The organism is Salipiger sp. HF18 (assembly GCF_011806505.1).
GTDB lineage: Bacteria > Pseudomonadota > Alphaproteobacteria > Rhodobacterales > Rhodobacteraceae > Salipiger > Salipiger thiooxidans.
In genome coordinates, this window is the sequence record NZ_JAATOS010000370.1 from 1 (window position 1) to 3954 (window position 3954).

Sequence of the window (3954 nt, forward strand, 5' to 3'; positions counted from 1 at the left end):
ATAAGCCTGCGCCCGATCCCGTGGCCTTGCCAGCCCGGCGCGATGAAGACCCCGCCGATGAAACAGTCCAAGAGGCTGATGAAGCCAACAGCGTCTCCGTCAAGGCAAGCCACGGAGGTCTCCGCCTCTGGCAGATACCGCTCCTCGATCAGCCTGCGCTGTTCCGTCAGCCTTGTTTCACCGATGAAGGGGTGCGCCTTCAACGAGGCGTCGAACCATATAGTCGACAGTCTTTCCAGATCCGTTGCCGCTTCGAAGGGCCGGATCACCACGTTCGCGTTCTTCATGAGAATAAGAACTCCAAAGAAATCATGCAAAAAGGGTCGGCATCCGTGTGCCGAGCGATGCCGCTAGATGCGGGTCAATCGAAGCCTCTGAGCATAAATCTCCTTCTGTGACGGGATGAGAATAAGCCGCCGTGCCACCAGTTTCAATGACGATTGAGGGATCATCCCGGACCTACGCTGCGCGTCGGGGTCAAGAGCCTGGCCGCCCCTAGCTTGCCGTCGCTCCCCGGCCCATACTGCTTGAGCGGCCCAAACGGCCCAGAGCCGACCTTCACGCGCGGCGCAGCAGCTGACCGGTCTCGGCCCTCACCTGCCGTTCGTTGTGATGGTCATCTCTGCAGTGCAGCTTCCCCAGTGCGGTCATTCGAGGCGTCGTGCAGCACGGCCTTGCCGGCGTCTGTTCGCAACGCGGTTGGAGCTGCCTCTCACGGGATTGGCTCGAAAGTCCGCATCAAGCACTGTATGGTCGTCGAGAATCTAATTGAGCAGAGCAATTGGAACCAGAAAATGCCCAAACCTGTGCGGATGCCAGACGGCGAATTTCATGAACTCCTGAATCTTTTCGAAGACGACGTCAAAAGTTTGGTCGAACTTACGTTTCCCAAAGGTCCCGTGCAGAACCGCCATGTTCGGCAGGCTTCCGTCATTGTTCGGCGCTGGCTTTGTGACAATGAACTTCGCCGCATCACCGACCAAGTTTCGGTGCCAGTGACGTTTCCTATGCTCAACGATAAAAGTATCTTTGATAGAATAGAAAATGATGCCGACATCGACTACTATCTCTCAGCTGGGGTCAGGTTCGACGGAAAGCCAATATGGGCGCTGTATCATTCAAACTCCGACATAGCGCCAGAATGGGTGCACGAGCTGGGCTCTCAACGGATTGAGTTGGTGAAGCTAGGCAAGGTGATGAAGCGCCCAGTGCTTCACTTTAGAGGCGATAACTTCTCGTTGGAACAAACACTTCGGTATGCCTGCAACAAGCTGGGTGGAGCACATTTCGATCCATCCAGAAATGAAAACGAAAAGAAACTTGATTTGGCGGCGCGCTATTTAACTTTTGGGCCTCCAGAGGAAAGGATTGAATCAGGAATAGTAGGTAAAATTCATTTACCGCTGGAGCCAAATGGGGCAGAAGTTTTAAGCGGTGTCGCGGTGATCGTTGTCGTCGCGGCGTCGATGATAGTGAATATACATTTCGATGGGCAGCCGCTCGTTGAGCTGAAGCATGAATCTGCATCGACTTGACTGAGACAATGTTTAACGAACTTTATCGTTAGATATCTGCAGGTCGCATGAAAGCCGCCATTCATGCACTCCGCAGCCGTCGCCGCTCACGGCGCTCTCCGGACATTCGTCCCAGGCGCAGCGGATGACCGGTCCCAGGTAAGCGCCGAAAACCCTTTGTAAGGTTCGGATCGAAACGTTGGCGAGACCAGACTTATCCCTCCCGGAGTCATGGGGCATCCGATAAGCACACGAAGTTGCCGCATCCCTCGGACTGGCCTCTCTCCTCAGGCGCAGTTATAAAACTTTCCTCTTCTGGTACAGACGGAAAGGTTGCTGGGCCTTGAGCGACAAACGCAGTGCAATGATCTGATTGGCCGGGGATCTTATCGGGTCCAGAATGGTCGTGCGGGTAAGTCTATGGGCCAGAATCTGTTTGACTCGAGATGCCTAAAATGGAATACAAAACAGAGACTTAGGGTGGGATGCGATGCTGGTTGAACTTCAGGTTAAGAACTTCAAGGCGTGGAAAGACACGGGGCCGATCCGGCTCGCGCCTCTCACTGTCGTGTTTGGCGGCAACAGTTCCGGAAAATCAAGTCTCGGCCACCTCCTTCTTGCTATGAAGCAAACTACGCAGATTTCCGACCGCAAACGCGCGCTCCATCTCGGCGACGAGAGTTCCTTGATCGACTTGGGAACTTTTACAGATTGCATATATGGTCACGATCTGGAGTCGCTTCTGGAGTTTACCTTGAAGTGGAAGCTTCCCCATCGCCTAGAGGTAGACAATCCACTTGTCGAAACAGAAGTGTACTCGGGGGACTATTTATCTCTCCATTCGTCTTTGAGAGCAGACAAGGCGAGCCAGCCGGTCATTGAAGAGATCCAGTACGATCTATTTGATGGCGAGGAGAAAACTCTCGAGATCATACATGGCCGCAGCGGAAGTAAAGCGTACCTTGAAGCTTCGCCGCTTCGACTCGTTCACGCTTCAGGCCGCAAGTGGCCGGTTGAGCCACCAGAAAAGTTTTATCGATTTTCCGACCGAACACTCTTGCGATACCAAAACGCTGATTTCTTAGCTGAATTTGCACTGGAAACTGAACGCGCCCTAGACGATCTTTATTATCTCGGTCCACTGAGAAGTCCACCTCGGCGCGTATACCAATGGTCTGGAGATAGTCCTCCTGATGTTGGTCAAGAGGGCGAAACTGCGATTGCCGCGCTCCTTTCGGCCACTAGTGAGAAACGTATGCTTAACCGTCGATGGAAGAAACCTAGAAGCCGTTTTGACGAGTTTATAGCATCGTGGCTTGTCGATCTCGGCGTTATTTCCAATTTTCGAGTAAAGGCTGTCGCGAAAGGCCGCAAAGAATATGAGGTTCTCGTAAAAACGCAACCTAAGGCACCGGAAGTGAAGCTTACAGACGTGGGCTTTGGTGTTTCTCAGGTTCTCCCCGCTTTGGTACAAGCTTTCTATTCCCCGAAGGGTTCAACCGTGTGGATGGAGCAACCAGAAATTCACCTTCACCCCAAGGCTCAGTCCGTTCTAGCTGATGCATTTATCAGTGCAACTCAGTCCTACGAGGACGGAGTGCCGCGCGGGACGCAACTCATCATCGAAACTCACTCGGAACATTTCCTCAATAGATTGCAAAGACGAGTAGCGGAGGGCGTAATAAAAAAGGAGGACGTCGCGGTCTACTTTGTAAAGAACAAAACTGGCGCGGCTGCACTTGAGGCGCTTGAGTTGGATGAGGATGGCGAAATTTTGAATTGGCCAGAAAATTTCTTTGGAGACGAGATGGAAGACATTGCCGCACGCACTCTAGCGGCTATTAATAGAAGATCCTCCCAAAAGTAGGAGTTAATAAAGTAGTGGTGCGTGCAGTTATTGACACTAACGTTCTCTTAGTCGCCAATGGTAGCCATGAGGACATTTCCGACGAGTGCCGGAAAAGGTGCATCGAGCGCTTACTTGCGCAAAAACTCCGCGGAAAAACCGTGATTGACGATTGCTTTCATATTCTTCGTGAGTATCAGAAAAAGACACATCCTAACCAGCCGAAGGGGGTTGGTGACGTCTTCCTGAAGTGGCTGCTTCAAAACCAACGGAACGGATCGCATGTCGAACAAGTTACTATCACGGAAGTAGAAGCCAACAGATACGAAGAGTTTCCAGACGAGGAACTCGAGGCGTCTTTCGACCCTCCAGACAGAAAATTTGTGGCAGTCTCGAACGCCCACCCGGAGAAACCTACCATTCTTCAGGCTGCGGACTGTAAATGGTTGGATTGGTGGGAGGCCTTGGCAGATCATGATGTCAAAGTCGAATTTCTATGCCCGGATGATGCCTGCCGTTTCTACACCGCCAAGTTCCCCGATAATGCGCCACCAAGCTTACCGACATGAACCACTTTTTTCGATTCCCCAGCAC

Annotated in this window: 4 protein-coding genes; 3 read left to right on the top strand and 1 reads right to left on the bottom strand. The window is 52.3% G+C overall.

The annotated features are described in order from the left end of the window. Nucleotides 1–287 (bottom strand): GNAT family N-acetyltransferase (locus HC022_RS20685; protein ID WP_167453674.1); only part of this gene is annotated, 287 nt, incomplete at its 3' end. 507 nt (nt 288–794) lie between these two features. Here HC022_RS20685 and HC022_RS20690 point away from each other — a divergent pair. The 3 genes from HC022_RS20690 (at nt 795) to HC022_RS20700 (ending at nt 3929) form a co-directional block, all read left to right on the top strand. Next, nucleotides 795–1535 (top strand): hypothetical protein, encoded by a 741-nt coding sequence (locus HC022_RS20690; protein WP_167453675.1) that lies wholly within the window; start codon nt 795–797, stop codon nt 1533–1535. 469 nt (nt 1536–2004) lie between these two features. Then, nucleotides 2005–3381, top strand: coding sequence for a DUF3696 domain-containing protein (locus HC022_RS20695; RefSeq protein ID WP_167453676.1), 1377 nt, complete (start codon nt 2005–2007; stop codon nt 3379–3381). A gap of 14 nt (nt 3382–3395) precedes the next feature. After that, the gene (locus HC022_RS20700; protein ID WP_167453677.1) at nt 3396–3929 is read left to right on the top strand and encodes a hypothetical protein; all 534 of its coding nucleotides are present in this window, start codon (nt 3396–3398) and stop codon (nt 3927–3929) included. Nucleotides 3930–3954 lie beyond the last annotated feature (25 nt).

What these genes read in the sequence shown, in the direction of transcription:
- HC022_RS20695 (WP_167453676.1), top strand. Translation starts at nt 2,005, where the DNA reads ATGCTGGTTGAACTTCAGGTTAAGAACTTCAAGGCGTGGAAAGACACG.
- HC022_RS20690 (WP_167453675.1), top strand. Translation starts at nt 795, where the DNA reads ATGCCCAAACCTGTGCGGATGCCAGACGGCGAATTTCATGAACTCCTG.